This is a genomic window from Micromonospora chokoriensis (assembly GCF_000718555.1).
GTDB classification, from domain to species: domain Bacteria; phylum Actinomycetota; class Actinomycetes; order Mycobacteriales; family Micromonosporaceae; genus Micromonospora; species Micromonospora chokoriensis_B.
Genome location: NZ_JOAN01000003.1, coordinates 368,498 through 394,658, shown reverse-complemented (window position 1 = coordinate 394,658; position 26,161 = coordinate 368,498). Strand labels below are relative to the sequence as shown.

The window sequence follows — 26,161 nt, the reverse complement described above, 5'->3', positions numbered from 1 at the left end:
GGTGGGAGCTACGGGGTGGAGAGGGCTTCGGTGGGGGTTAGGCGGGCGGCTCGGATGGACGGGTAGACGCCGGCTATTACGCCTACCAGGAGGGCGCCGGCGATTCCGCCTAGCACCGCTGACAGCGGGATCGTGGGCGGCCAGCCCTGGTAGCTGGCGTAGGCGACCGTCGCGAGCACTCCGAGGACCGCCCCGGCGGCACCGCCGAGCACGCTGAGCAGCACCGACTCGGTGAGGAACTGCACCCGGATCTGGCCACGGTTCGCGCCGAGGGCCCGGCGCAGGCCGATCTCCCGGCGGCGCTCCAGCACCGAGATGACCATGGTGTTGGCCACGCCGATCCCACCGACCAGCAGGGCGACCGCCGCCAGCCCGAGGAACAACGCGGAGAAGCTGTTCTCGGTGGCCCGTTTCGCGGCGAGCGCGTCGGAGGGGCGGCTGACCTGGACCAGCCCCGGCAGTTGCGGGTTGAGGGTGGCCGGCAGCACGGCACGGACGTCCTCCAACGCGTCCTCCCTGGCCTTCAGGTAGACGACAGTGGGGTGACCGTCGAAGCCGAGCAGGGCCTTCGCGGCGTCCCACCCGACCAGCACCGAACGGTCCAGATCCGGGGAGAGCGGCAACGGATCCAGGATGCCGATCACGGTGAACCAGCGCTCGCCGATGAACACCTGAGGTGGTCGCTTGGGGTCCACCGTGGCAAAGCCGAGCCGGCTCGCCGCGACGTACCCGAGGACGACGGTCGGAAGCCGGGCCGTGCCGTCGTCGAGGGCCCGGCCGCTACTGATCCGGCCGTTGACCGTCTCCAGCAGGTCCGGCCGGGAGGCGAGCACAGTGAGCCCGGACGTGTCGTACCGGTCCTGCAGGTCGTTGCGGCGTACCACGGTGTGGGTGTTCGCGACCGCGCTCGCCGTCTGGACCGGCCCGATCCGCGCCGCCATGGCGGCGGCCTGTTCGGGCAGGAGGACGGGCGGATTCTGGTCCGGCACGGGCTCGGCCCGCAGCAGGTTGGTGCCGAGGGCGGTGAGCTGGTTCATCAGGTCGCGTTGGCTGGACGCGGGGATCCCCACCACGACGACCAACGTGGCGATGCCGATGGAGATGCCCAGGGCGGAGAGGACCGCCCGCATCCGGCGGGTGGTCAACCCGAGCAGACCAAGCCGGAGTACGTCGGAAGGGGCGAGCCGGGTCGACCGGATGTCCGCCGGGGACGCGCTCATCGCCTGCTCCCGGCGAGGGTGTCGGCGACGATCCGGCCGTCACGGATCTCCACCTGTCGAGGCGTACGGGCGGCGAGATCCCGATCGTGGGTGATTACGGCGATGGTGGTCCCCTCCGCGTTGAGGTCCGTGAGCAGGGCCAGAACCGCCTCCCCGTTCGCCGTGTCGAGGGCGCCGGTCGGCTCGTCGGCCAGCACCAGCGCCGGCTCGTTGACAAGCGCCCGAGCTATCGCCACACGCTGCCGTTCCCCGCCGGAGAGCTGCTGCGGCAGGTGGTCGACCCGGTGCGCCAGACCGACCCGGGCCAACGCCTCGATCGCGGCACGGCGGCGGCGACGGCGGGGCACCCCGGCGTAGAGCAGGCCGGTGGCGACGTTCTCGGCGGCGTCCAGTCCGTCGGAGAGGTGGAACTGCTGGAAGACGAAGCCGAGCCAGCGGCCCCGCAGCGCGGAGAGCCGACGGTCGGAGAGGGCGGTGACCTCGTGACCGGCGATGCGCAGGCGACCGCTGGTCGGCAGGTCGAGGGTGCCCATGATGTTGAGCAGCGTGGACTTGCCGGACCCGGACGGCCCGACGATGGCGAGCATCTCGCCGGCGCGGACGGTCAGCGAGACGTCGTCCAGCGCGGTCACCCCGCCCGGATACGTCCTGCTCACCCCCTCGACGCTGAGCACCGGCTCGGCGATCACGATGCCGTCACCACGTCGAGGCCCTCGGTCACGCCGGGGCCGCTGATCTCGACCAGACCCCGGGCGAACATCCCGGTCTCCACCGCCACCAGAGCGCCGTCGGGCAGTTGGAGCGCGTGCCCGCCCTCGCGGAGCGCCACCAGCGCGCCGACCGGCACCGCGAGCACGTTCTTGTGGATGGTGGTGGTGAACCGGACCTGGACCGTGGCGGCGTCCAGCTTGGCCACGTCCGCCGCCCGGGTCGGCCCGACGAGGACCTCCACCGTCGGTGGGGTGCCCTGCCCGGTGCCCCCGTCCGATCCACCGCCGCGCACCGTCTGGGAGATCGAGGCGACCTTGGCCGGAATCTCGGTGCCGTCGGGCAGTGCGACGACCACGGCGGCACCCACCGTGATGGTGCCGACCTCGGTGGCTCCGACCTGCACGGTGACCAGCTTGGCTTTCTCGGTGACGGCCAGCAGCTCACCGGCGACCGGGTCACCGGGCAGCGCCTTCACCGCGCTGACCCGGACCGGCCCGGTCAGCACCGCGACCTGCCCGACGCCGATCGTGCCGGTGGGGTCCAGGCCGAGGTCCTGCTGCCACTTCTTGATCGCGGCGACGAGGCTCGCGGTGAGCAGGGCCTGGCCCGTGGCGATCTTCGTGCCATCCGTGCCTCGGGACGGCTGCACCCCGGTGCGGTAGCCCAGCGCCTTGAGGTTGTCCCAGAGGATCCGTACGTCGCTGCCTACCAGACCTGGCTTGTCGAGCGTGCGGAAGAGTGGAACCCCGCCGAAGAGCACCGGCACCGGTCGGTCGTTGACCCAGTAGAGCGGCTTGCCCCGGGTCACCGTGTCGCCCACCTTCGGCAGGCGGGTGACGACGCCTTCCCCGGCACCCTTCACCAGCCCCTCCGGGCCGAAACCGAGCGTCCCGTTTAGCGAGCGGGTGTCCGAGAGGTCGGCCCGGGTCACAGTCGTGGTCGTCACCTGCGGTGGAGCGCTCGCGACGTCTTCGCCGGGGTGACGCCGCAGGGCCAGCGCCCCGACGCCGGCGCCGACGGCAACGACCAGGGTCACCGCCGCCACCACGATCGCGGTACGCCGGGTCGTCCGCCGACCAGGCTCGTCGGCCGGGCTACTTCTTGGCACCGAAGATCTCCATCGTGCAATCCCGATCGACCTTCTTGTAAGCGGGACCCCCAACGTCAAGTCCGTTGGTCGGGTCGGCGACCCCGTCATCCCAGGTCCAGCCGGTGCTGTCCGGCAGCGAGTGGATCTTCCACCCGTGCCCGCGCAGGCACTGGACATAGTCGTTCCACTGGCTCGCATAGTTCGGGTTCCTCGCCCGGTCCAGCTCCGGCGGCTGGAGCGGCAGCTTGTTGGCGCACGCCACGTACGCCGCCTTCGGCTCCCCGCTCTGGTCGAGGGACAGACCTGTACCGGTCCCCACCGCTCCGGCCGACCGGCCGTCGTTCTTCTTCACCCCGTGCTCGTGCAGGCAGATCTTGTACGTCTCCCAGAGCTGCGTCTCCTCCTCTTCCGTCGTGTCCAGGCGCAGCTGCGGCCGAGGGTTGGCGGCACCCCCGGCGGGGGTCGCGCTCGTCGGGGCGGACGGGGTGGTGAGCGATGCGATGTCACCCGTACCGCTGGCGGTGTCCTTGTCGGCTCCGCCGCCGCAGCCGGCAAGGGCGACGGCGAGCAGGGTGACCGCGGCGAGCCCAGCCGCGATTCGATGGGTTGAGTTGGTCATGACGTGGAGCCTCACGCCCCCTTGTCAGAGACCTGTCAGGAAGCGGTCGTCATCCGATAGCCCCAGCTCAGCGGCGTCGCCGGAGCCGGCCGGGGCCACGTACAGTCGCTGCCGTGTGTGCGTATGTGCTGGTAGCCGAGGACGACCAGAAGCAGGCCGAGTTGGCGCGCCGGTACCTGGAACACGAGGGGCACGAGGTGCTGGTGGTGGCCGACGGGCGGGCCGCTCTGGAGCAGATCCGACAGCGGCCACCGGCGCTGCTGGTCCTCGACCTGATGATGCCGAAGGTCGATGGCCTGGACGTCTGCCGCATCCTGCGCCGGGAGTCCGACCTGCCGGTGCTCATGCTGACCGCCCGGTCGAGCGAGGACGACCTGCTGCTCGGCCTCGACCTGGGCGCCGACGACTACATGACGAAGCCGTACAGCCCGCGTGAGCTGGTCGCTCGGGCCCGCAGCCTGCTGCGCCGGGGCCAGCGGACGGCGCGGCAGGCGGACCCGGTGCTGCGGGTCGGCGCCGTGCACGTCGACCCGGTACGCCACGAGGTCCGCAGTGACGGACGCCTCGTCGACTGCACACCGGGCGAGTTCCAGCTACTCCAGGCGATGGCCGCCCAGCCCGCCCGAGCGTTCACCAGGGCTCAGCTCCTGGGCTACCTGCACGGGTTCGACAGATACATCACCAACCGGACCGTCGACGTGCACGTCATGAACCTCCGCCGAAAGATCGAGCCGAACCCGCGCAAGCCGGCCCGGCTGGTGACCGTGTACGGCGTCGGCTACAAGCTGGTCGAAGAGTCACCCCATGTCGCGTGAGGTTCCGCTGCGCCGCAGCCTGCTGCTCCGGCTGCTGGCGCTTGCCGTCCTCATCGCCATCGGCTCGATCGCGGCGACCGCGTGGCTGGCCGTCCGGACCACCACCGGCGCGATCCGGCAGGAACAGGGGCAGGCGCTCGCCGACGACGCCCGCATCTACGACACCCTGCTCGCGTACGCCGCCACCCACCCGAGCTGGGACGGGGTCGACGCGGCCCTCCAACCGCTCGCCCGCGACGTCGGCCGGCGGATCGCCCTGACCACCGAGACCGGTACGCCGATCGCCGACTCGACACCCGACGCTGGTCCGCTGCCGACGACGTCATCCGCGACCGTCGACGCGCTCGCCGTGAACACCACCCTGATGTCCGGGATCACCCCGGCGAGCAGCGGCGACGGCGGCACCAGCCGCATCGACCCGCGCACCACCGGCCCGTACCTGCTTCCGCCCGAGGAGCGCACGGCGCTGCGCGACAAGGCAGCCGAGGCGGTCCGGTGTCTGCGGCTCCGCGCGGGGATCGACGCCACCGTCGTGGACGGTCCCACCGGCCGACCACGGATCGAGGCTCCCGGCACCGACCTCGCCGACAGTGCCGCCTGCGTCCAGTCGAGAGCGAACCTCGCGACCCTCACCGCCACCGAAGGCAAAGCGCTCGCCCAGCTCAACGCCCTGGTGAACACCTGCCTGGCGCGGCGGCAACTGTCCGCGGTGCAGGTGGACCTCGACTGGACCTGGACGAGGCAACCGGCGGCCAGCGCACCCGACGACTCACGGTCCGCAGCCGGGGTCGACCAGGAGCACAACCGGGCGATCAGCGCCTGCGTCGGCACCAGCCGACGCGAACAACTCCTCCCGTACGTCGCCCCGGCCGCGACCCTCTTCGTCATCGACCCGGGCGGTCGCCCCTCCACCACCTTCGACCTCTCCCCCGCCAACCAGACCCGCATCGTCGCCGTCGCCGGTCTCGTCCTGCTGGTGACGATCGGCTTCACCGTCCTCGCCGGCATCCGGCTGACCCGCCCGCTGCACGCGCTGACCGGGGCGGCCCAGCGGATGCGCGACGGGGACGGCTCCGCCCGGGTCCGGGTGACCGGCCACGACGAGATCGCCCGGCTGGCCGAGGTCTTCAACGACATGGCCGAACGGCGCGAGCGCCTGGAGCAGTTGCGCCGGGCGATGGTCAGCGACATCGCCCACGAGATGCGTACGCCGGTGAGCAACATCCGGGGCTGGCTCGAAGCGGTCGAGGACGGCATCGCGGCCCCCGACCGCAGGCTGCTCTCCTCACTGCTGGAGGAGGCGACCCTGCTCCAGCATGTGATCAGCGACCTGCAGGACCTGGCCGAGGCCGACGCCGGCGCGCTGCGGCTGCACCGCGAACAGGTCTACCTCACCGATCTGCTGGCCCAGGTCGCGGAGGCGCACCGGGGCCAGGCCGACCGGGCCGGCGTCACCATCGAGGTACGCACCGAGGCCGACCCGCAGCTGGACGCCGACCCGGTGCGGCTGCGCCAGGCCGTCGGCAACCTGGTCGCCAACGCGGTACGACACACCCCGTCGGGCGGGCACGTGACGATCAGCGCCAATGCGACCGACGCCGAGGTCATCGTCTCCGTGACCGACACCGGCAGCGGCATCAGCGCCGAGGACCTGCCCCAGGTCTTCGAGCGCTTCTGGCGGGCCGAGAAGTCCCGCAGCCGACAGACCGGCGGCAGCGGCCTGGGCCTCGCCATCGTCCGCAAGCTCACCGAGGCCCACGGCGGCACGGTCAGTGCCACCAGCACCCCCACCCAAGGCAGCACCTTCACCCTCCACCTCCCCCTCCCCACCCCCTCCTAGCCGGATGATCAAGAGGTTTGCGTCATCTGGGCGCCATTTGCTGACGCAAACCTCTTGATCGCCGAGGGCGGGTGGGGTGGGCTAGGCTGCCGCGGCATGAGTGGTGAACTTCCCGTCCGCGCTGACGTGGTGATCGTCGGTGCTGGGCACAACGGTCTGGTCTCCGCAGTCCTGCTGGCCCGTGCCGGTCTGGACGTCCTCGTGTTGGAGGCCGCCGACGTGATCGGCGGCGCGACCCGCACCGAGAACCCGTTCCCGAAGGTGCCGGGGCTGCGCCACTCCACCGGCTCGTACCTGCTCGGGCTGATGCCACCGGAGCTGCTCGCCACGCTCGACGTACGGATCCCGGTGCTGCGCCGCGACCCGCACTACTTCCTCCCCACCCCGGGCGGCGTCGGCTCGCCGTACCTGCTCTTCGGCAGTGACACCGCCGCCACCCGAGCGCAGCTCGCCGAGTTCTTCTCCCCCGCCGATGTGGCCGCCGACGATGCCATGCAGGCCGAGCTGGCCGAGCTGCGCGAAGATCTCGCCCCGGCCTGGCTGGCGGAGCCGCTGAGCGTCCAGGAGACCGCCGAGCGGCACGTCCGCCCGGCCCTGCGCCAGGTGTTCGTCGACCTCGTGCAGGGCTCGGTCGCCGACTACCTGGCCCGGTTCGAGTTCCGCTCCGAACTGCTGGTCAGCATGTACGCGGTCACCGACGGCCTGTCCGGGCTCAACGCCGGCCCGGACGACCCCGGCACCGGCCACAACTTCCTGGTCCACAACATGTGCCGGCTGCCCGGCTCCGACGGCACCTGGATGATCGCCGAGGGCGGCATGGGCACCGTCTCGCGGACGTTCGCCGAGGCCGCACGCGCCGCCGGGGCGAGGATCCTGACGGGTACGCCGGTCAGCGCGGTGACCCTGGACGGCGGCGCGGCGAGCGGAGTGGTGCTGGCCGACGGTCGGGAGGTCGCCGCCCGGGTGGTGCTCGGCGCGTGTGATCCGTACCGATTGATGGACCTGTTGCCCGACGGCGCGCTCCCGGCGCGGCTCGGCGAACGGATGACGGCGGTCCGCCGGCCCGGCACCACCCTCAAGCTCAACCTGGCGCTCACCGGGCTGCCCCGGTTCTCCTGCCTGCCGGACGGCACGCCGAGCCCGTTCGGCTCGACCATCCACCTGCTGCCCGGGTCCGCGTCGCTTGTCGGCGGGGAGGTGACCTCGCCGATGACCGCGCTGCGCGCGATGTGGGCGGACGTACAGGCCGGGCTACTGCCGGCGGAGCCGACAATCGAGTGGTACCTGCACACCACAGTCGACCCGTCGCTCTCCGACGTCGCCGGGCACCACTCGTCGGCGCTCTTCGTCCAGTCCGTCCCCTACGAGCTGGCCGGTACGACCTGGGGTGCGGAGCTGCCCGGCTACGTCGATCGGCTGATCGGGATCGTCGAGCGGTACGCCCCCGGCACCGCCGACCTGATCGCCGACGCGGTGCCGTTGCCGCCGCCGGGCATCGAGGAGCACTTCGGCATCACCGGCGGGCACATCCACCACGTCGACAACACCGTCTCGTTCACCGACCGGATGCCCTACGCCATCGGCATCGACGGCGTGTACGCCGGCAGCGCCGGCTGCCACCCAGCCGGCAGCGTCATCGGCGCAGCCGGCCACAACGCGGCCCGGAAAATCCTGACCGACCTGGGCCGCTGACGCCGTCCGGCGTCAGCAGACAGCCGACGAGCCGAGCCGGCACGGGACGCGCAGAGCGCCCGCCGGCTGGGTCAACCGGCGGGCGCTTCATCGCCGTACGGGCGTCAGCACCAAGCGAAGTTGGAACCGGACGGGAAGGTGAGGTTGCTGGAGAACATCCAGCCAGATCGGTACTGACCGTTGACGAAGACCTCACCGTGGTACCAGAGGTTTCCGAGGTCGTTGTACATGCGGCAGTCGATGGAGAACTCGGTGCCGGCCGGCACGGAGTACGAGGAGCATCCGGAGTACGGGCCCGCCGCCCGCAGCGGCGACGACTTGCCGCTGACCGTGTAGGCGTAGCCGTAGTCGTAGGGCCCCCATGCCTCCGAGTGGCAGTCCGCCGCGCTGGTGACCGACGCTGCGGCCTGTGCGGGCGCGGGCGTGGCCCCGAAGAGGAGCGCCGCTCCCATGACGGAAGCGGCGGCGAACCTGAGGATCGATCCTGCGGACACGATGGCTCCTTGGCAGTTGACGAACGTTGCTCGATCAGGCTGGCAAGCGCTCGGAGCCCTGCACAAGATGTCGCGCTTGTCCCGAACAGCCGCGCCATGTCCGGGCTGGTCACGACATTGTTCGGACCTGTTCGGTGGTCGCTGCCGGCCTGCGGGTCGGCACCTCACTGCCGCATGGTGACGGACGCAGAACCGGCGCGGCCCGGGGCACGACGCCGGGCGCCCCGGCCGCCGGGGGTCAGATCACTGCCTCGCCGGCGGGGGCTGGGGTTTCCGCATCCACCCGGTGGGCTCGCACCTTGTGGCCGACGCTTGTCAGGCAACGGCCGCTGGGGAGGTCGAACTTCCAGCCGTGCAGCTGGCAGGTGAGCTGGTCACCGTCGACGATGCCGAAGCGGGTCAGGTCCGCCTTCAGGTGCGGGCAGCGGCGCTGCACCACCCAGTCGCCCAACGTGATGTCCTCGGCATCGGTGCTGCGCTCGTGCTCGTCGTACCAGCCCTCGGCGTACTGGAGTCGCTCCTCGGAGAGGCACTTGAAGAACGCGTAGACGAACTCGTTGTACTGGCCGATCCGGGCCGCCGAGAATCGGCAGGACAGGAAGAGCGAGTTGACCCAGTCCACCTCGTCGATGAAGAGCAGGTGCTCGATCAGCGCCCGATCCATCCGGAAGCGGTAGCGCACCTTCTCGTCCGCGTACGGCCGGACCTCCTTGCCCGGGAAGTCCACCACGATCGACTCGACGCTTTCACCGTCGTAGCCCACCAGGTCGAAACGGACCGGGCCGCCGACCCCCTTGGCCAGGTAGATCGACTCGTCGAGCAGCGGCTCGATCCGGCGCTTCATCTCGCCGAGCACGTCCACCTCGGGGTGCCGCCAGGAAGCCTTCTCCGCCTCGATGATCGGGCGCTTGCGCTCCCGCATCTCCTCCAGGTGAGCGACCTTGTTCGCGAAGAACTCCGCCACCGGCACCGGGTGGGTGGTGCTCGCGCCCTCGGTGGTGACCTCGGCGACGCTGCCCGGCAGCAGCACGATGCCGTTGGTGCCGCCGACCTTGGCGTACTCCGACAGGAAGACGGACTGGTCGGGGAAGATGTTGCCCTCGTCGCCGTGGATGTCGTTGAACTGCCACAGGGCGTCGTCGAGGAAGCACGGCGGGCCGGCGATCGGGAAGACGTGCGACGCCTTCAGGTCGTCGATGTAGCGCCAGGTCCGGTCGAACTGCCGGTCACGCTTCTGCTTGCCGAACGCGGTCTTCGCCGCCTGCGGCAGCTCGTAGACCATCGGGTACCAGATCGCGCCGGAAAACTGGAGCAGGTGCGCGTGCACGTGCCCCAACTCGGCGAAGACGCTCAGGTCGGTGGGGCGGGCGTCGTTCTGGTTGAGCAGCCGCACACCGTCGTACTCAACCCAGAGCGAGGAGTCGCCGATCGGCCCGTCGGTCGGGCTGGTCAGCGCCTGAATCATGATCTTCAGGCCGCCGGGCAGCTCCACCACCTGCTCGTTGGGCGCCTTCAGGAACTTGGTGAAGCCCAGCGCCCGGAACTCGTCCTCCATCTCCGAGGTGGGGAACTCGGGGAGCAGGACCGTGGCGTCCTTGGAGACGAAGTCACGCAGGTGCTGCGCGTCGAAGTGGTCCCGGTGCAGGTGGGAGACGTACAGGTAGTCGACCTGCCCCAGGCTCTCCCAGTCGAGCAGGGAATTGTCCGGAAAAGGGAACCACGACGCGAAGTAGGCCGGGTTGACCCACGGGTCGCACAGGATGCTGCCCGCGGCCGTGTCGATCCGCATGCTGGCGTGCCCGGTTCCGGTCACTCGCACCGCACAGTCCCCCTCAAACAGACAATCAGGTGTACGCCAAACGCTACCGGAGCGAGTCTGACCGCCACCCCGCGACGCCGGTAGTGCCATTCAGCCCAGGTGGGCAGGGCCGACGGCCAGGAAACCCCCACCCCACCGCAGCGCGTACGAGGCGTGCCAGACTAACCAAAGATCCGATCGCGAGGGAAGGACCGACAGTGGCAGGAAGCGAGCCGGTAACGTCGCCAGACCAGCACAAGCCCGGGCACCGCAAGGCCGGGCAGATCGGCGCTGTGCTGTCCGCACTGGCGCTGCTGGCGATGATCTGCGGCAACCACGAGGGCAGGGTCGAGGACATCTGGCTGATCGGCCTGGCCGCGCTGCTGCTGATCATCGTGATCGGCGACGTCGTGCTACGGCGCAACGGTCTGCGTTCCTGACCCGACCCACCGCCGGACGAGATACGCCGAGGGCCCGCCCCCACCCGGGGGACGGGCCCTCGTCCGTACGCGTCGGGGTCAGCGCCCGAAGAGGATGTCCTGCACGTCCTTGAGCGCGGCGTCGACCTCGGCCTCGAAGTAGCCGCCGGGCACCAGGCCAAACCGGAGCGTGTCCAGGTCCTTCGGGTCGACCGGCATCGGGTTGCGGCGCTGCATGCCACCGAGCAGGGTGTCGAAGAAGCGGTCCACCTGGTCGGGGTCGTACCCACTGCCGAACCGGCGCACCTGGAAGCTGCGGCGGATCTGGTCGACCCGGTACAGGTCGCTGCCGGGCGGGCCGGCCATCGGCGGGCCGGCCATCGGCGGGCCAGCCACGGCGGGCGGACCGGCCATCGGGGGGCCACCGAGGCCCTGCTGCGGCAGCGGAGGCGGGCCGGCCGGGCCACGGCGCATGTCGCGCAGGTCCCGCTCCGGCATCCGGATCTCGGCCGTCATGTCGGTGCGGCCGTGCCGCCCGGCCTCGAAGCCGTCGAAGCGCGACTCCTCCGGCGGCGGTGGATAGCCGCCGGGCGAGCGCTGGTCGTCGGGGTTGTACCCGCCACGCTGGTCGTCCGGGCCGTACCCGCCACGCTGGTCATCCGGGCCGTACCCACCGGGCGAGCGTTGGTCGTCCGGGCCGTACCCACTGGGGCCGGCGGGCAGGCCGCGCGGCGGCATTCCGTGGCCGCCCATCGGGCCAGGGGCCATCGGGCCTCCGGGACCCATCGGGCCGCCAGGACCACCCATCGGGCCGGGGCCAGCCGGGCCGCGTGGCGCGTCGTAACCACCGCGGGGGGCGGCGTCGTACCCGCCAGCGAAGGCACCGGTCGGCTCGTCGTAGCGGCCGTAGGGTGGGCCGGCCTGCGCGGGCATCGGCCGGGGTGGCATCGGCTGCGGAACCATGCCCCGGTCATCGCGCATCGGCGGACCCATCCGGTCCGGTGGGCCCATCCGGTCACCCATCCGGGGGTCACCGCCGCGTCCGGCGCTGTTGCGCTCCTCCAGCTCGGCCAGCTGCCGCTCGACCCGGTCCAGATGCAGGTCGACCTGCCACTCGTCGTACCCGTTGAAGCGGACCCGGAAGACGACGTCGTGGACCTCCTGGGAGGCCACCGGGGCACCAACCTGTCGGCCGTCGAGCGTCGCCTCGACCCGGTCGAGGAAGGCATCCACCTCGTCGACCTTGTATCCCCGGCGGAGCGCCTTGCGCCGGAAACGCTGACCCTGACTCGCCACTATGTCTCCTGGTCTCGTTCGCCAAGCCCGGTCACGCCGGTGCCTCTCCGGCGCGGTCGGTATTGGTGTCGTTGTCCTCGGCGGCGGCGAGCTGGCCACACGCGCCGTCAATCTCGCGACCTCGGGTGTCCCGAACTGTGGTGGACACCCCGGCATCGCGCAACCGCCGGACGAACTCCCGCTCAACCGGCTTCGGGCTCGCGTCCCAGCGGCTGCCCGGCGTCGGATTGAGCGGAATGAGGTTCACGTGGGCCAATTTGCCGGCCAGTAGCCGCCCGAGCAGGTCGGCTCGCCACGGCTGGTCGTTCACGTCCTTGATCATCGCGTACTCGATCGACACGCGACGGCCCGTCCGGGCGGCGTAGTCCCACGCTGCGTCCAGCACCTCGGAAACCTTCCAGCGCTGGTTCACCGGCACGAGTTCGTCGCGCAGATCATCATCAGGCGCGTGCAACGACAGCGCAAGGGTCACTGAGAGGTCTTCGCTGGCCAGTCGGTGGATGGCCGGAACCAGGCCGACCGTGGAAACGGTGATGTGCCGCTGGGACAGGCCGAGCCCCTCCGGAGCAGGGCTGACCAGCCGACGGATCGCCGCGATCACCCGGTTGTAGTTGGCCAGCGGCTCGCCCATGCCCATGAAGACGACACGCGACAGCCTCGGCGGGGAGCCGGCGACCACGCCGGAAGCCGCCACCCCGGCCATGTACACCGCCTGGTCGACGATCTCCGCCGTCGACAGGTTTCGGGTCAGCCCGGCCTGGCCGGTCGCGCAGAACGGACAGGCCATGCCACAGCCCGCCTGGCTGGAGATGCAGACGGTCACCCGGTCCGGGTAGCCCATCAGCACGCTCTCCACCAGCGCGCCGTCGTGCAGCCGCCAGAGCGCCTTGCGGGTCGCACCGTCGTCGCAGGCCAGCTCCCGAACCGGGTTGAGCAGCGTGGGCAGCAACTTCTCGGCCAGCCGCTCCCGGGTCGCCGCAGGCAGGTCGGTCATCGACTGCGGGTCACGGACCAACCGCCCGAAATAGTGGTTGGAGACCTGCTTCGCACGGAAGGCCGGCTCGCCCAGCCCGGTGATCAGCGCCTGGCGGCCGGCCAGGTCCAGGTCAGCGAGGTGCTGAGGGGGCATGGAGGCCCGTCGCGCGGCAGGGGCGACGGAGATGGCGGGGATCAAGGGCAGGCTCGTCATGGCTGGTCCAGTGTGTCACGCCGTCGGCGGCAGGTGCCGGTCCGGAGGTGTCGAACGGGCTGCGACCCCCGAGGCCGGATGACCAGGACGCCGTGATTCATACCTCAGTTCACCACCGGCACGAGGACCGCCAGCAGCAGGTAGGCCGTCGGCACCGCGAACAGGATCGAGTCCAGTCGGTCCATCAGACCGCCGTGGCCGGGCAGCAGGTTGCTCATGTCCTTCACGCCGAGATCCCGCTTGATCATCGACTCGGCCAGGTCTCCCAGGACCGCCGCGCCGGAGACGGCCACCCCGAACAGCGCACCCCACCAGGGAGCCACGCCCAACATCAGCCACAGCAGCAACGCGCTACCCAGGGCCGCCGCGGTGACCGAGCCGGCGAAGCCCTCCCAGGACTTCTTCGGGCTGATCGACGGGGCCATCGGGTGACGGCCGAAGGAGACACCGGCCGCGTACCCGCCGGTGTCGGAGAGAACCACCGCGACCAGCGTGGCCAGGATGCGCTTCCAGCCGTCGCCCGGGGCCGCCGCGAGCAGCGCCGCGAAACCAGCGAGGAACGGCACGTAGACGGCGATCAGGGTGGCCGCGGTGAGATCCCGCTGGAAACCAGCCGGACCATCACCCAGCCGCCAGATCATGGTGCCCAGCACGGTGACCAGCAGCCCCAGGCTGAGCGCGTCCGGGCCGGCGAACCAGGCCAGGCCCACGGTCAGCACGCCACCGGCGACCAGCGGCACCAACGGCGGGTGGGCACCGCTGCGTCCGACCGCGCGGACCATCTCCCAGATGCCGACGGCGACGGCAGCGGCGATCACCGGCAGGAACGCCGTCGGGTAGACCACCAGCGGCACCACGATCAGCGCGCCGAGGCCGAGCCCGACCCCGATCGCCGCGGGCAGGTTGCGCCCAGCCTTCCCGGTGCCCAACTGCTGGGTGGCCGGTCGGTCGACGCTCGCCCGACGTCGACCCTTCGGCCGCCGGCCGGTGGTCGGAGCCTCGTCCGACGCCACCTCGGCCCGGATCGGCGTGAGCTGCTCGGTCGGGTATCCCGGGTCGTCGAAGCGGGCGGGAGAGCCGTCGAGACGGCTCGGCTCGGCAACGCGCCCACGGTCCGGCTCGTCGTAACGGGTCGGCTCGTCGCCAGCGGCGGGAGGACGATCGAGGTAGCGGTCGCCACGGCCCCGGTCGTCGTACCGGTCGGGCTGGTTGCGGTCGTCCTCGTACCGGTCGCGGTCGTCGAAACGGTCGTACCGGTCGCGCTCGTCGAAACGGTCGTCCGGACGGACCGGGCGGCCACGCTCGTCGTACGGGTCCACCCGGTGCGGGTCGGCGTACGGCCGGGCCTGCGAGTCGGCGTACAACTCAGGGCCGGCGGCGGGGCGGCGGTTCCACTGGCCGGCGTCCAGGTCCTGGTCCGGCCAGGGCAGCGGCACTGGGCGCTCCGGCCGGTCCCAGCTGCGGGGCTCGCTGCCGTAGGGGTCGGGGTGGGACATCACGCACCGCGACGGGGCACGAGAACCACCACATGACGCAAGACCACAAGCATCCCCTACACGTGCGATGTTCCTCCGATTGACCGCCCCGACGGTCGGTCGATCCCCGGTGTTCACCGCCCGGTGGCCGGGAATCCTGCCGAGCCTACTGCACCCGCTGGACGGGCACGGCGGACGAGGCACGCCGACGGGCGTCACCCCTCGCCGCCAGCCCGCTGGGCCGTTTACGACACGAGGCCCGTTCCCAACTCGGGAACGGGCCTCACTCGCCCAACGGGGGGACAATCACACCTCGAGCAGCTCGGTTTCCTTGTGCTTGACGAGGTCGTCGACGCTGGCCACGTAGCGCTGGGTCAGGTCGTCGAGTTCCTTCTCGGCGCGGCGGCCGTCGTCCTCGCCAGCCTCGCCGTCCTTGACGATCCGGTCCAGTTCTTCCTTGCCCCGGCGGCGGACGTTGCGGATGGCCACCTTGGCCTCCTCGCCCTTGTGCCGGGCCACCTTGATCATGTCGCGGCGTCGCTCCTCGGTCATCTGCGGGAGCAGGATGCGCAGCTGGGTGCCCTCGTTGTTCGGGTTGACCCCGAGGTCCGAGTCGCGGATCGCCTTTTCCATGACGTGGATCTGCGAGTTGTCGTACGGCTTGATGATGGCCATCCGCGGCTCGGGGATCGCGATGGACGCCATCTGCGTCAACGGCGTGGGCGTGCCGTAGTAGTCGATGATGACCTTGGAGAACATGGCGGGGTTGGCGCGACCGGTGCGGATGGCGCCGAACTCCTCTTTGGCGTGCTCAACCGCACGCTCCATCTTCTCCTCGGCCTCGAGGAGGGTGTCGTCGATCACCGGTCTCCTCGCCTCCTTCTGTGCTCGTGGTGGGCTCTGCTGAAAGTCGTCAGACCGCCGCTGCCGTCGCCATCGGCGCGACTCAGGCGGTGATCAGGGTGCCGATCTTGTCGCCACCCACAGCGCGGATGATGGTGTCGTCACCCTGCGCGCCGAAGACCAGCATCGGCAGGCCGTTCTCCATGCAGAGGCTGAACGCCGCCGCGTCGGCCACCCGCAGGTTGCGGCGCAGCGCCTCGGAGAAGGTGATCGAGTCGAGCTTGCTGGCGGTGGGGTCGATCCGGGGGTCGGCGGTGTAGACGCCGTCCACGCCGTTCTTGCTCATCAGCACCACGTCGGCCCGGATCTCCAGCGCCCGCTGGGCGGCCACCGTGTCGGTGGAGAAGTACGGCATTCCGGCGCCGGCGCCGAAGATGACCACGCGGCCCTTCTCCAGGTGCCGGATGGCCCGCAGCGGGATGTACGGCTCGGCGACCTGGGCCATCGTGATGGCGCTCTGCACCCGGGTCTCGATGCCCTCCTTCTCCAGGAAGTCCTGGAGCGCGAGGCAGTTCATCACGGTGCCGAGCATGCCCATGTAGTCGGCGCGGGCCCGGTCCATCCCACGCTTCTGCAGCTCCGCGCCGCGGAAGAAGTTGCCGCCGCCAACCACCACGGAGACCTGCACACCGCGGCGGACCACGGTGGCGATCTGCCGGGCGATGGCCTGGACGACGTCCGGGTCGACGCCGATCGCGCCGCCACCGAACACCTCACCGGAGAGCTTCAGCACCACCCGGCGGGCACGCCCCGGCGGCGGTGCCGTCGGATCGTCCAGCTCCAGCGTCCGGTCACTCACAACCTGCGTCATCCGCCCCGCCCTTCCCCACGCGCACGCCCCGTGCGGCGCGTACCGCGAACCTGCCGCTGCCGACCCTATGTGACGAGGAGGCCGCGGTGCCTGTCACGTACACCGGCGGCCTCCTCGTTGATGTCTCCTGCCCACAGGCGCCAGCGGCGCCCGGTGGCGGCTCAGGCCTGGCCGACCTCGAACCGCACGAAGCGGGTGACCTCGATGCCGGCCTCAGCCAGCAGCTGCTTCACCGACTTCTTGTTGTCAGAGACGGAGGACTGCTCGATCAGGACGAAGTCCTTGAAGAAGGAGTTCACCCGGCCCTCGATGATCTTCGGCAGGGCCGCCTCGGGCTTGTTCTCCTCGCGGGCGGTCTGCTCGGCGATGCGCCGCTCGGACTCGACGACCTCGGCCGGAACCTCGTCCCGGGTGAGGTACTTCGGCCGCATCGCGGCGATCTGCATGGCAACACCACGGGCGTCGGCGTCGCCGGCCTCGTCGGTCTTGCCGGTGTACGACACCAGCACGCCGACGGCCGGCGGCAGGTCCTGGGCCTTGCGGTGCAGGTAGACGGCGGTGGTGCCCTCGACCCGGGCGAACCGGTTGAGCACCAGCTTCTCGCCGATCTTGGCGGACTGCTCCTGGATCAGGTCCGCGATGACCTTGCCGTCGAGCTCGGTGGCGAGCAGCTCCTCGGCGGAGTTCACGCCGGCGCGCTCACCGTGCTCGACCAGCTGCTGACCCAGCGCGATGAACGACTCGGTCTTGGCGACGAAGTCGGTCTCGCAGTTGAGCTCGAGCAGCGCCTTGCCGGAGTGGGCGATCAGGCCGTTCGCGGCCGTACGGCCAGCCCGCTTGCCGACATCCTTGGCGCCCTTGACGCGCAGGATCTCGACGGCCTTGTCGAAGTCGCCCTCGGCCTCGGTCAGCGCCTTCTTGCTGTCCATCATGCCGGCGCCGGTGAGGTCGCGGAGCTTCTTGACGTCCGCGGCGGTGATTTGGGACATGGCTCTCTCTTCGGTGTTGAGACGGCGTGTGGATGGTCAGAGGTGCCGGTTACCCGGATCCGGGCGGATCGTGCCCGGCGTACCGCCGCTGCCCGCCGTTCGCGAAAACGGACGGCGGGGCAGCGACGGTGCGATCACTCCGCGGTGGCGGCCGCCGGCTGCTCGGTGGTGGCGGGCTGCTCGGCGGCGACAGCGGCGGGCTGCTCGGCCGGCGCGGCCGACTCGTCGGCCTTCTTCGGCTCCAGCAGCTCGCGCTCCCACTCGGTCAGCGGCTCGTCGGTCGCGACACCCTCGGGCTTCTCGTCGTTGCCCCGACGACGGCCGGAGCGCGCGATCAGGCCATCCGCGACGGCGGCCGCGACGACCTTGGTCAGCAGCTCGGCCGAGCGGATCGCGTCGTCGTTACCCGGGATCGGGAAGTCGACCTCGTCCGGGTCACAGTTGGTGTCCAGCACCGCGATCACCGGGATGCCCAGCTTGCGGGCCTCGTCGACGGCGATGTGCTCCTTCTTGGTGTCGACGATCCAGACCGCGGCGGGGAGCTTCTGCATGTCCCGCAGACCACCGAGGGTGCGGGTCAGCTTGATCTTCTCGCGGGAGAGCTGGAGGGTCTCCTTCTTGGTGTAACCGGCGGCGGTGCCGCTGAGGTCACCCAGGGCCTCCAGCTCCTTCATCCGCTGAAGGCGCTTGTACACGGTCTGGAAGTTGGTCAGCATGCCACCGAGCCAGCGGTGGTTGACGTACGGCTGGCCGACCCGGGTCGCCTGCTCGGCGATAGCCTCCTGGGCCTGCTTCTTGGTGCCGACGAACAGGATGCTGCCACCCTCCGCCACGGTCCCACGCACGAACTCGTACGCCTTCTCGATGTACTCGAGGGTCTGGCGCAGGTCGATGATGTAGATGCCGTTGCGCTCGGTCATGATGAAGCGCTTCATCTTCGGGTTCCAGCGACGGGTCTGGTGCCCGAAGTGGACACCGCTCTCCAGCAGCTGACGCATGGTCACGACGGCCATGGTTGGGGTACTCCTCAAGGTCCCTGGTTTGTCACGCTCGGCCGGTGGCCGGGCGTCCTGGCGCCTGGTCGCCGGCCCATGGTGGGCCCGATCAAGATCGGGACCAGGGAGGCCGTCGCTCCACGACGATTCGTGAAGAGGGCGCGCGAGGTCGACCGCACGAGGCGGTCGCCAGTTGGCCAGTGTACGCCCCTCACCCGTTCAGCCGCCCCGGGGTGCGCCGGAGCGCTCGCGCGCTCGCTGGAGCGGCCAGCAAGATCGCGCTGGTTCATGAAAATAGTGGCCTCCGCGTCGCCGGAGGCCACTATTTCCTGGTTGTTGCGTGAAATCGTCGGCCGCCGCGGGTCAGCGGCGCGCCGCGGCTGGTCAGCCGGCGGCGAGCGCGGCGGCCACGAAGAGCACCAGGCCGACGGTCAGGTAGGCCGTCGGCGGGCGAAGCCAGCCCCGGCCGTTGTCGGCCAGCGCCAAACCGCCGGTTCGTAGCCCGTACAGCCCGGTTGCGAAGATCGGCAGCCCGGCGACCAGGGCGATTCCGACCACCACGTTCCCGGCGTCCAGCGGGTCACCGATCACGCCGGCCAGCAGCACCCGCAGCGCGGGGATCTCAAAGATCAACACCAGCAGAGCGAAGAGTACGGCCAGCACCGGTCGACGGGTCCGATAGACGCCGTCGGCGGCCGGCGGGTACACCGGCGGCTCGCCTGCGGGCAGGTCGGGGCGAGGGCCGATCCCCGGCATCGGGCCGGTCGGCATCTCCAGCGGGTGCGGCGTGTCGCCGCCCCGGGTCGGCTCGACGATCGGGTACCCGCCGAGCGAAACGGGACGAGCCTGGTCAGCGAGCACGCTGGCCGGCGCGCCGGTTGCCGACGTGGTGTCGCGGGCGGCCTCCGGCGTGCTGCTGGTCGGCGTGGATCCCGCTGCGGCCGACTCCCGGGCGGCCCGGCGTCCGGGCAGCTCACCGGAGGTCTCCGAGGGGTCCCGGTCGGCCCGCCAGGACCGAGCGGCCCGGTAGTCGTCCACCTCCGGCCGTGCGGCACCCAACGGGTCGACCGCGCCGAACCGCCCCGAATCGGCCTCGCTCGCGCCGAACCGACCGGTCTGAACGTCCAAGGCGCCGAAGCGGCCCGAGTCCGACTCGGGCGTGCCGAAGGGGCTCGCGTCCAGCGCACCGAGCCGACCCGAATCCGACTCCCGGCGGCGGCCGACGCCGGTGTCCTCGACGGAGCGGCCGTCTTCCCCGCCACGCTGCTCAGGGATCTCGCTGTCCCGGTATCGCGGCGGCTCGCCCGCGCCGCGCCACTCTGACTCGCCGTAGCCGCGACCCCGCTCGTCGGGGTACCAGCGCGGCTCCTGATCTTCCGGGAAACTCCGTCGTCCGTCCACGTCAGGCACCGTATGCGACTGGCCATGCCCGCGCCATTTCAGCCCGGCCGCCGTCGCCGATCGCCCGCGTGACCTCGTCGACGCGGTGTGCCGGAACGCTCCGCCGCCGTGGAGCGTGGCCACCCGCGCCGCCGGCGTTAGCACAGGGCGGGCTTGATCGTCCGGTTGTCCACAGCACGCCTGTTGTCCACAGGTGGGGCCATCGCGGGGTCGCGGCGATCGCGCACCGGCGGGCACCGTGCCGGGCATGACAAAGCGGAACCAGGCGGTTGGCGCGTACGGCGAGCGGTGCGCCGCCCGGCACCTGACCGAGGCGGGGCTGCGCCCGATCGCCCAGAACTGGCGATGCCCGGCCGGGGAGATCGACATCATCGCGTGGGACGGGCCGGTGCTCGCCTTCTGCGAGGTGAAGACCCGCCGGGGCGACGACTACGGCACCCCGGCCGAGGCGGTCGTGCCGGCCAAGGCCCGCCGGCTGCGCGGGCTCGCCGCGCGGTGGCTGACCGAGACCGGCACGACCGCCGAGGAGGTGCGTTTCGACGTGCTGTCGGTACGGCTGCCCGACGCCGGTCCGGCGCAGGTCGACCACCTCAAGGGTGCGTTCTGACATGTGCGCCGGAAGGATCGGTGACGCGCCGTGAGCTACGCGAAGGTGCTCTGCGTGGGGCTGGTCGGGGTGACCGGCCACCTCGTCGAGGTGGAGGCCGACCTGGCTGCCGGCCTGCCCGCGGTGGTGATCTCCGGTCTGCCGGACACCGCCCTGCACGAGGCCCGCGACCGAGTCCGTGCCGCCGTGGTCAACTCCGGCCAGCGCTGGCCCAACCGGCGGATCACCCTCAACCTGCTGCCCGCCACCCTGCCGAAGTTCGGCTCGGCCTTCGACCTGGCCATCGCCGCGGCGTTGCTGGGCGGGTCGGGTGAGCTGCCGCTGCTTCCCCTGGAGGGGGTGGTGGTCCTCGGCGAGCTGGGGCTCGACGGGACGGTCCGGCCGGTGCGCGGCGTGCTCCCGATGGTCGCCGCCGCAGCCAGGGCCGGCGTCGCGCGGGTGATCGTCCCGGTCGGCAACGCCGCCGAGGCCGCCGTCATCCCCGGGGTACGGGTACGAGCGGTGGACACCCTGCACCGGCTCGTCGCCTTCGTCCGCGACGGTACCCCGCTGATCGAGCCGCCGGCAGACATCCCGACACCGGTGGTCGGCGGGCCGGATCTCGCCGAGGTCGCCGGGCAGCAGATGGGCCGGCGCGCGTTGGAGGTCGCCGCTGCGGGCGGGCACCACGTGGCACTGCTCGGTCCGCCGGGCGCCGGCAAGACGATGCTCGCCGAACGGCTGCCGTCGATCCTGCCCGAGCTGGACGACGACTCGGCGCTGGAGGTCACCGCGCTGCACTCGGTCGCCGGGCTGCTACCCCCGGGCGGCCGGTTGCTGCGTCGCCCGCCGTTTCAGGCGCCGCACCACACGGCGACCGTGCCGTCGCTGGTCGGTGGCGGCTCGGGGCTGGCCCGGCCCGGCGCGGTGTCGCTGGCGCATCGTGGGGTGCTCTTCCTGGACGAGGCCCCCGAGTTCAGCAAGGGTGCGCTGGAGGCACTGCGCCAGCCACTGGAGCACGGCCACATCCAGCTGAGCCGCAGCGGGGGCGGCACCGTCTACCCGGCCCGGACCCAATTGGTGCTGGCGGCCAACCCTTGCCCGTGCGCGAAGCCAGCCGGCGACGCGCACTGCGAGTGCACCCCGCTGGCCCGCCGCCGCTACCTGGGCCGGCTCTCCGGGCCGCTGCTCGACCGGATCGACGTGCAGGTGCAGCTGATGCCGGTGCGGGCGGCCGAGCTGATGGCGAACGACGGAGACGTCGAGCCCTCGGCGGTGGTCGCCGCCCGGGTGGCGGCGGCCCGGCAGGCGGCGGCCACCCGCTGGGCCGACCTCGGCCGACGGCTCAACGCCGAGGTGGAAGGCCCGCACCTGCGCCGACCGCCGTGGCGACTGCCGGCCCGGTCCACCGCCGAGCTGCGCGGCCGGCTCGACTCCGGCTCGCTGTCGGCGCGCGGCTTCGACCGAGTGATCCGAATGGCCTGGACCATCGCTGATCTGGACGGCCGGGACCGGCCGGACCGGGACGACGTCCGAGAAGCGCTTCAACTACGCACGGGGGAGGCGGCGTGAGCGCCGAACAAGAGCGCAGGTTGGCCCGGGTTGCCCTGACCTGGCTGGCGGAGCCGGGCACGCGCGCGGTGCACCGACTGGTCGAACGGCACGGCCCGGTAGCGACCCTGGATCTGCTGCTCGACGGCGGCAGCCCGGACGGCTGGCTGCACACCACGGTCGCCGCACGCTCGGCGGCCGGCGACGCAAGGGCGGTGGCGGCGGAGGCCCTGGAGCGGGCGGACCGACTGGGTGCCCGGCTGGTCACGCCGGACGACGAGGAGTGGCCGGCGCAGGTCGCCAGCCTGGCCACGCTGCGTCTGCCGGACGTCAGCCGCCGGGTGGACGCCGAGACCGCGCCGCCGCTCTGCTTCTGGGTACGCGGAGGCTGGCCGCTCGGCGTAGCCCTGGAGCGCTCGGTGGCCGTGGTCGGGTCGCGGGCGGCCACCGGATACGGGCTGCACGTCGCGACCGAGCTGGGGTATGGAATGGCGGAGCGGGACTGGACTGTCGTGTCCGGTGGCGCGTTCGGCATCGACGCCGCCGCCCACCGAGGTGCCCTCAACGCAGGTGGTCTGACCGTCGCGGTGCTCGCCTGCGGGCTCGACCGGCCGTACCCGATGGGCAACGCCGCGCTCTTCGACCGGATCGCCGAGACGGGGCTGCTGGTCAGCGAGTGGCCGCCCGGCGCCGAGCCGCTGCGGCCCCGGTTCCTGATTCGCAACCGGGTGATCGCCGGGGGCACCCGGGGCACCGTGGTGGTGGAGGCGTCGGCGCGCAGTGGGGCGACGCAGACCGCGCGGCGAGCGATCTACACCGGCCGGGTGGCCATGGTGGTGCCGGGACCGGTGACCTCGGCGATGTCCGTCGGCGCGCACGAGCTCCTGCGCGAGTTCCCCGACAAGGCCCGACTGGTCACCGGGGTGGCGCACGTGCTGGAGGAGGTCGGTCGGATCGGCGCGGACCTGGCCCCACTCCTGCGTGGACCACAGCGGCCCACCGACGCGCTGGACGACGACGCGCGCTCGCTGCTGGAGGCGTTGCCTCGCCGAGGCGCGATGGGCGTGGACCGGCTCTCCGCTCGCGCGGGTGTCGATGTACGGACCGCGTTGCGCAAGCTGTCACTGCTGGAGGAGCTGTCCATGGTGGTTCGTCGCGACGGCGGTTACGCCCTCGTCCCACCCGTCAAGACCAAGCGTGTGACGGCAGAGTCGACCTGAGGCGCGCTCACTCGGGGCGGTGGGTTGCCGCAACGGCCGGTACGGTGCGTGGTCATGGGTGCGATCAAGCCGTGGCACATCGCCACGCTGTGCTGTCTCGTCACGTCCGCCGCGCTCATCGCCGGCCTGGTCGTCTTCTTGATCAAGAGGTCCAACCGCCGCTAGGGTCCGACGACTGGCGGCGGCGGACGCCATGCGGGCAACAGGTAGCGCCCCAGGCCGCCTTCACCCAGGGCTCCGCGCTCATCGGAAAAGGTGACGGAGACGCTGGTCCCGCTGGTGCGCTACGCCGGCCAGGAGAGGGCCCGCCCGGAGGCTGCCTGCCCCCGGGGCCGGGCCGCCTTCGTTGTTACCGGCTCGACGCACCCGGCGCGGTGGTGGACATCCCCGCCGGGCTGGCGATGATCGGTAGCTGCTGGGTGGGTGCGTCGAGCGCGGTGTACGGCTGCGTCGCCTCCTCCGGCGGCACTGGCGGCACGGCGCGGGCACGCGGCGGAATCAGGCGATCGCGAAGCTTGAGCGCGGGCCACTCGACGGCGCGGGTAAGCACCCACGCGATGGCAAAGACGCCGGCGTAGAGCACAGCAAGCCGAAATGGGGTCTCGTTGACCCAGGGCGCGACCCTGACCACAGCGCGGTTGACGTAGTCGGCCGCGGAGACATGGGTGAGGTAGATCGCGTACGAGTAGATGCCGAGCGTGCCGATCGGGCGCAGGACGATACGGAAACGGACCACCCACTCGGCACGGTAGAGCAGCAGCAGAAAGGACGCGGAGCCGAGGTACGCGACGGAGTATCCGAAGCTGGCGCCGTGGTCGGAATTCTTGTTGTTGGTCCAGAGCCAGGCGATGCCGAGCACGGTGCCGCCGAACCAGAGCCATTTCCAGGCGACGACGCGGTCGAACAGCTCGGTGTAGTAGACGGACCCGGCGGCCAGGAGCATGCCGGCGAGGAGCGCATCGACGCGGAAGTGGGTGAGCTGCTGGATCAGTACGGGTTTCGTGTCGAGTTGGACCGCGATGACGCGGGCGATGAGCGTGGCCACCATGAGGCCAAAGATGACCTTGACGAGGGTCTGTGGTCGAACACGGCGGCGGAACGCGATCGGCAGCAGCAGCGCGGCCGCGAGGTAGAAGTGTTCCTCGACAGCGAGTGACCAGAGGTGCGGCGGCTTGGTTTGCGTGTAGTTCTGCACGTGGATGGTCTGCGGCAGGAACTGCCACGGGTCCCAGATGTTGGTGACCATGAGGAACGCGATGAACATGTAATAGACCGGCCAGAGCTTGAACGCTCGGCGTAGCAGGAACCGGCCCGCGTCGAACCCGCCGGTGCGCGCCTGCTCGCGGAAGATCAACCGGCCGACCAAGAACCCGGACAGCACGAAGAAGAGGTCGACTCCGGCCCAGCCGAATGTGCGGGTGGGCAGCAGCATGATGTCACTGACGGGGTTACCTGTGGGTTTGCCGGCGAGGTGCCATCCGATCGCGAGGAGGATGGCGACGCCGCGTACGACGTCGAGGTCGAGCTCGCGGGCGCCTAGCGGGGAGGCAAGGCGCGCCCGGGCGGCACCGAGCACGGTCTTCATCACGGCAGCAGCCTGACAGATAAAGGCTGCGGGCCAGACCCCGGCTGGGCAGCCGGCCCGCTTTGCCGTGTTCATACTCGTTCAGGCCGCCAGGCCCAGCACCGTCGAGCCGCTGGGGGCCCGCAACGTGGGTGGCCGGACCATCGAGGTGCTCGCCAGCCGTCGGCCGACGCGCTCGACGACAATGCGCGGTCGCTGGTGCAGGTTGAGGCGCGATGGGCGTGGACATGCTCATGGCCGGTGACGTACGTCGACCGGCCGTAGGCTGGTGCCGTGCCAGCCGTCAGCGAGGGTGTCAGGGCCGATGAACGGGCCAGCGTCCAGGCGCGGCCACGATGAGTCGGGCCGATCGGGGCACCCGGGCGATGCACCAGGCACTGCCGCCAGCGCTGCGCGACGCGGTCGACGACTTCGCCGAGCACCTGTCCCGGGTTTGTAACCGGTCGGCGCACACCGTCCGTGCGTACGTCACCGACCTGGTCTCGCTGCTCGACCACGCTGTCCGGATGGGCTGCGTCGATCTGGCGGAGCTGGACCTGTCGGTGCTGCGCAGTTGGCTGGCGCGGCAGCGCACCACCGGGGCGGCCCGCACGTCGTTGGCCCGGCGGGCCGCGTCGGCGCGGGCGTTCAGCGCCTGGGCGCACCGGGCCGGGCTGCTCCCCGCCGACGTGGGCGCCGCGCTGGCCAGCCCTCGCGCGCACCGGGAGCTGCCCAGCGTGCTGCGCGCCGACCAGGCCGCCGCTCTGGTCGAGGCACCGTCGCGGCAGACACCGCCCATCCACCACCCGCCCCCCGGGGACCAGGCAAACACGGCCCACACGGACCGTGCCCGCACGGACCCAGAGCCCTCGGACCCAGAGCCCTCGGACCCAGCGCGCACGCACGCAGCGGCCGGGCCGACGTCGGGCGCAGCGCACGAGGCCGACGCGGTGCCACTACGGGACCGGGTGTTGTTGGAACTGCTCTACGCCACCGGCGTACGGGTCAGCGAGGCGTGCGGGTTGGACGTTGGGGATGTCGACCACGGCCGGCGGGTGATCCGGGTGTTCGGCAAGGGCGGGCGGGAGCGTTCGGTGCCGTACGGGGTGCCCGCGCAGCGCGCGTTGGACGACTGGCTGCGCCGGGGCCGCCCGGCGATGGTGGGTGCCCGCTCCGGGGAGGCGCTGCTGCTCGGTGCCCGGGGCGGTCGGCTCAACCCGACGACCGCGCGTCAGATCGTCGGGGCGTATGCCGAGGCCGTCGGCCTGCCCCGGACCAGCCCGCACGGTCTACGCCACTCTGCGGCCACCCACCTGTTGGAGGGTGGCGCGGACCTGCGCGCCGTGCAGGAGCTGCTCGGCCACTCGTCGCTGGCGAGCACGCAGATCTACACCCACGTCTCGGTCGAGCGGCTGCGCGCCGCGTACCGGCAGGCCCATCCACGCGCCTGATCAAGGGCCGGAGGGCGCAACAGCGCGGCGGC

Annotated in this window: 23 protein-coding genes; 8 read left to right on the top strand and 15 right to left on the bottom strand. The window is 71.4% G+C overall.

Annotated features, from left to right (window positions below; all coding sequences use genetic code 11):
• Positions 1-8 precede the first annotated feature (8 nt).
• The 4 genes from IF46_RS0107315 to IF46_RS0107300 are packed head-to-tail and all read right to left on the bottom strand — an operon-like array spanning position 9 to position 3,640.
• Positions 9-1,220 carry an ABC transporter permease gene (locus IF46_RS0107315; RefSeq protein ID WP_030487514.1) on the bottom strand — a complete coding sequence of 404 codons (1,212 nt, stop codon included), beginning with the start codon at positions 1,218-1,220 and terminating at the stop codon, positions 9-11.
• A complete protein-coding gene (locus tag IF46_RS0107310) occupies positions 1,217-1,906 on the bottom strand; it encodes an ABC transporter ATP-binding protein (RefSeq protein WP_198041387.1) in 690 nt (229 codons plus the stop codon). The genes IF46_RS0107315 and IF46_RS0107310 overlap by 4 nt, the downstream gene beginning before the upstream one ends.
• Positions 1,906-3,039 (bottom strand): peptidoglycan-binding domain-containing protein, encoded by a 1,134-nt coding sequence (locus tag IF46_RS0107305; protein WP_198041381.1) that lies wholly within the window; start codon positions 3,037-3,039, stop codon positions 1,906-1,908. Before IF46_RS0107305 ends, IF46_RS0107310 begins: the two co-directional genes overlap by 1 nt.
• On the bottom strand, positions 3,026-3,640 hold the full coding sequence (locus tag IF46_RS0107300; RefSeq protein ID WP_051723740.1) for a hypothetical protein: 615 nt from the start codon (positions 3,638-3,640) through the stop codon (positions 3,026-3,028). Before IF46_RS0107300 ends, IF46_RS0107305 begins: the two co-directional genes overlap by 14 nt.
• Before the next feature lie 113 nt (positions 3,641-3,753).
• Here IF46_RS0107300 and IF46_RS0107295 point away from each other — a divergent pair, with 113 nt between their 5' ends.
• From IF46_RS0107295 to IF46_RS0107285, 3 genes are all read left to right on the top strand, one after another.
• Positions 3,754-4,455 (top strand): response regulator transcription factor, encoded by a 702-nt coding sequence (locus tag IF46_RS0107295; RefSeq protein ID WP_198041380.1) that lies wholly within the window; start codon positions 3,754-3,756, stop codon positions 4,453-4,455.
• The gene (locus tag IF46_RS0107290; RefSeq protein ID WP_030487509.1) at positions 4,445-6,295 is read left to right on the top strand and encodes a HAMP domain-containing sensor histidine kinase; all 1,851 of its coding nucleotides are present in this window, start codon (positions 4,445-4,447) and stop codon (positions 6,293-6,295) included. Before IF46_RS0107295 ends, IF46_RS0107290 begins: the two co-directional genes overlap by 11 nt.
• 96 nt (positions 6,296-6,391) lie before the next feature.
• Positions 6,392-7,987 (top strand): phytoene desaturase family protein, encoded by a 1,596-nt coding sequence (locus tag IF46_RS0107285; RefSeq protein ID WP_030487508.1) that lies wholly within the window; start codon positions 6,392-6,394, stop codon positions 7,985-7,987.
• A 104-nt stretch (positions 7,988-8,091) separates the two neighbouring features.
• Here the strand turns inward: IF46_RS0107285 and IF46_RS0107280 are convergent, their stop codons facing one another.
• Positions 8,092-8,481, bottom strand: coding sequence for a hypothetical protein (locus IF46_RS0107280; RefSeq protein ID WP_157562709.1), 390 nt, complete (start codon positions 8,479-8,481; stop codon positions 8,092-8,094).
• Between the two features lie 238 nt (positions 8,482-8,719).
• Entirely contained in the window at positions 8,720-10,300 is a 1,581-nt protein-coding gene (locus IF46_RS0107275) for a Rieske 2Fe-2S domain-containing protein (RefSeq protein ID WP_030487506.1), read from the bottom strand.
• A 197-nt stretch (positions 10,301-10,497) separates the two neighbouring features.
• Here IF46_RS0107275 and IF46_RS32325 point away from each other — a divergent pair, with 197 nt between their 5' ends.
• Positions 10,498-10,719, top strand: a complete 222-nt coding sequence (locus IF46_RS32325; RefSeq protein WP_036391268.1) for a DUF2631 domain-containing protein — start codon at positions 10,498-10,500, stop codon at positions 10,717-10,719.
• 78 nt (positions 10,720-10,797) lie between these two features.
• Here the strand turns inward: IF46_RS32325 and IF46_RS0107265 are convergent, their stop codons facing one another.
• The 8 genes from IF46_RS0107265 to IF46_RS32320 all read right to left on the bottom strand — a co-directional run bounded on the left by IF46_RS0107265 (position 10,798) and on the right by IF46_RS32320 (position 19,757).
• A complete protein-coding gene (locus tag IF46_RS0107265) occupies positions 10,798-11,994 on the bottom strand; it encodes a DivIVA domain-containing protein (protein ID WP_030487505.1) in 1,197 nt (398 codons plus the stop codon).
• A 31-nt stretch (positions 11,995-12,025) separates the two neighbouring features.
• Positions 12,026-13,183 carry a 23S rRNA (adenine(2503)-C(2))-methyltransferase RlmN gene (rlmN, locus tag IF46_RS0107260; RefSeq protein WP_030487504.1) on the bottom strand — a complete coding sequence of 386 codons (1,158 nt, stop codon included), beginning with the start codon at positions 13,181-13,183 and terminating at the stop codon, positions 12,026-12,028.
• Between the two features lie 104 nt (positions 13,184-13,287).
• Positions 13,288-14,679: a phosphatidate cytidylyltransferase gene (locus IF46_RS0107255; protein ID WP_030487503.1), complete on the bottom strand. Its 1,392-nt coding sequence runs from the start codon at positions 14,677-14,679 to the stop codon at positions 13,288-13,290.
• Positions 14,680-14,964: 285 nt separating this feature from the next.
• Entirely contained in the window at positions 14,965-15,522 is a 558-nt protein-coding gene (frr, locus tag IF46_RS0107250; RefSeq protein WP_030487502.1) for a ribosome recycling factor, read from the bottom strand.
• Between the two features lie 82 nt (positions 15,523-15,604).
• Positions 15,605-16,372 (bottom strand): UMP kinase, encoded by a 768-nt coding sequence (gene pyrH / locus IF46_RS0107245; RefSeq protein ID WP_030487501.1) that lies wholly within the window; start codon positions 16,370-16,372, stop codon positions 15,605-15,607.
• Positions 16,373-16,533: 161 nt separating this feature from the next.
• Positions 16,534-17,361 carry a translation elongation factor Ts gene (gene tsf, locus IF46_RS0107240; protein WP_030487500.1) on the bottom strand — a complete coding sequence of 276 codons (828 nt, stop codon included), beginning with the start codon at positions 17,359-17,361 and terminating at the stop codon, positions 16,534-16,536.
• A gap of 134 nt (positions 17,362-17,495) precedes the next feature.
• A complete protein-coding gene (gene rpsB / locus IF46_RS0107235; protein ID WP_030487499.1) occupies positions 17,496-18,374 on the bottom strand; it encodes a 30S ribosomal protein S2 in 879 nt (292 codons plus the stop codon).
• Positions 18,375-18,740: 366 nt separating this feature from the next.
• On the bottom strand, positions 18,741-19,757 hold the full coding sequence (locus IF46_RS32320) for a hypothetical protein (protein WP_232233958.1): 1,017 nt from the start codon (positions 19,755-19,757) through the stop codon (positions 18,741-18,743).
• A 247-nt stretch (positions 19,758-20,004) separates the two neighbouring features.
• Between IF46_RS32320 and IF46_RS0107225 the strand changes: the two genes are divergently transcribed.
• From IF46_RS0107225 to dprA, 3 genes are read left to right on the top strand one after another with little or no spacing between them, the layout of a single operon-like run.
• A complete protein-coding gene (locus IF46_RS0107225) occupies positions 20,005-20,364 on the top strand; it encodes a YraN family protein (protein WP_030487498.1) in 360 nt (119 codons plus the stop codon).
• A gap of 30 nt (positions 20,365-20,394) precedes the next feature.
• The gene (locus IF46_RS0107220; RefSeq protein WP_030487497.1) at positions 20,395-21,915 is read left to right on the top strand and encodes a YifB family Mg chelatase-like AAA ATPase; all 1,521 of its coding nucleotides are present in this window, start codon (positions 20,395-20,397) and stop codon (positions 21,913-21,915) included.
• Complete coding sequence (gene dprA / locus IF46_RS0107215; protein WP_036391264.1) at positions 21,912-23,114, top strand: DNA-processing protein DprA; 1,203 nt, start codon at positions 21,912-21,914, stop codon at positions 23,112-23,114. Before IF46_RS0107220 ends, dprA begins: the two co-directional genes overlap by 4 nt.
• A gap of 349 nt (positions 23,115-23,463) precedes the next feature.
• Here dprA and IF46_RS0107205 read toward each other — a convergent pair whose 3' ends face one another.
• Entirely contained in the window at positions 23,464-24,699 is a 1,236-nt protein-coding gene (locus tag IF46_RS0107205) for an acyltransferase family protein (protein ID WP_030487495.1), read from the bottom strand.
• A 335-nt stretch (positions 24,700-25,034) separates the two neighbouring features.
• Between IF46_RS0107205 and IF46_RS0107200 the strand changes: the two genes are divergently transcribed.
• Positions 25,035-26,129 carry a tyrosine recombinase XerC gene (locus tag IF46_RS0107200; RefSeq protein ID WP_030487494.1) on the top strand — a complete coding sequence of 365 codons (1,095 nt, stop codon included), beginning with the start codon at positions 25,035-25,037 and terminating at the stop codon, positions 26,127-26,129.
• The last annotated feature ends 32 nt before the right edge of the window (positions 26,130-26,161 follow it).

Excerpts from the sequence above, each read along its gene's own strand:
- IF46_RS0107315 (WP_030487514.1), bottom strand. The coding sequence starts at position 1,220 with ATGAGCGCGTCCCCGGCGGACATCCGGTCGACCCGGCTCGCCCCTTCC.
- IF46_RS0107300 (WP_051723740.1), bottom strand. The coding sequence starts at position 3,640 with ATGACCAACTCAACCCATCGAATCGCGGCTGGGCTCGCCGCGGTCACC.
- IF46_RS0107290 (WP_030487509.1), top strand. The coding sequence starts at position 4,445 with ATGTCGCGTGAGGTTCCGCTGCGCCGCAGCCTGCTGCTCCGGCTGCTG.
- IF46_RS0107285 (WP_030487508.1), top strand. The coding sequence starts at position 6,392 with ATGAGTGGTGAACTTCCCGTCCGCGCTGACGTGGTGATCGTCGGTGCT.
- rlmN (WP_030487504.1), bottom strand. The coding sequence starts at position 13,183 with ATGACGAGCCTGCCCTTGATCCCCGCCATCTCCGTCGCCCCTGCCGCG.
- IF46_RS0107255 (WP_030487503.1), bottom strand. The coding sequence starts at position 14,679 with ATGTCCCACCCCGACCCCTACGGCAGCGAGCCCCGCAGCTGGGACCGG.
- pyrH (WP_030487501.1), bottom strand. The coding sequence starts at position 16,372 with ATGACGCAGGTTGTGAGTGACCGGACGCTGGAGCTGGACGATCCGACG.
- tsf (WP_030487500.1), bottom strand. The coding sequence starts at position 17,361 with ATGTCCCAAATCACCGCCGCGGACGTCAAGAAGCTCCGCGACCTCACC.
- rpsB (WP_030487499.1), bottom strand. The coding sequence starts at position 18,374 with ATGGCCGTCGTGACCATGCGTCAGCTGCTGGAGAGCGGTGTCCACTTC.
- IF46_RS0107225 (WP_030487498.1), top strand. The coding sequence starts at position 20,005 with ATGACAAAGCGGAACCAGGCGGTTGGCGCGTACGGCGAGCGGTGCGCC.
- IF46_RS0107205 (WP_030487495.1), bottom strand. The coding sequence starts at position 24,699 with ATGAAGACCGTGCTCGGTGCCGCCCGGGCGCGCCTTGCCTCCCCGCTA.
- IF46_RS0107200 (WP_030487494.1), top strand. The coding sequence starts at position 25,035 with ATGAGTCGGGCCGATCGGGGCACCCGGGCGATGCACCAGGCACTGCCG.